At 47.6% G+C, this 781-nt stretch carries 1 protein-coding gene; it reads left to right on the top strand.

The window, feature by feature from the left end:
* A partial coding sequence (locus tag I6E69_RS20475) for an IS4 family transposase (protein WP_197122223.1) occupies positions 1 to 781 on the top strand: 781 nt, incomplete at both ends.

Below are 781 nucleotides of genomic sequence, written 5' to 3' on the forward strand. Positions count from 1 at the left end.
CACTCAATCCCCCGCCGATATGGAAGGTGCCTACCGCTTTATTCGCAACGAGAATATTGACGCAACGGCTATAGCAGAGTCAGGCTTTAAAGCCACGGTTGAACAAGCAAAAAGTCATAACTTATTGCTCGCATTAGAAGACACGACCACACTAGTTTATAAACATTCCTCCATTCGAGATGATTTGGGTCATGTCGGACGAGGAGCAAAACAACGAGGCTTGTTAGCTCATAGCGTATTACTGTTTGCGCCAGACACAAAGCAAGTTGTGGGATTAATTGAACAGTCTCGCTGGAGTCGTGATATCAACACGATTGGAAAAAGAGAAAAACACGCGACGACTTCTTACGAAGAAAAAGAAAGTTACAAGTGGGAGTCAGCGTCACGAGCGATGGCAGAGCGGCTGCAAGGACAAATGGCGAACGTGATATCGGTGTGTGACCGCGAAGCGGACATCTACGAATACTTGCAGTATAAACTGACCGAGCAGCAACGATTCGTCGTACGCTCGATGCAAAGTCGTCATATTGAAGAAGGTGAGGATAAGCTCTATGCGTTTGCAAGCGAGCTGATGAGTGCAGGCACCAAACACATCCACATTGCACAAAAAGGAGGAAGAAAAGCCCGAAGCGCAACACTGGATATCACCTATGCGCCAGTGACACTCAAAGCGCCTTACAATAAGAAAGGACGCTCCCTCCCAGTTTACTATGTCGGCTGTACAGAGCGAGGAAACGCTAAGAACGGCTTAAGCTGGCACCTATTAACCAGTGAACCAGTC

It is taken from the genome of Pseudoalteromonas sp. NZS100, assembly GCF_015864815.1.
In the GTDB taxonomy this organism is placed as follows: Bacteria; Pseudomonadota; Gammaproteobacteria; order Enterobacterales; family Alteromonadaceae; genus Pseudoalteromonas; species Pseudoalteromonas distincta.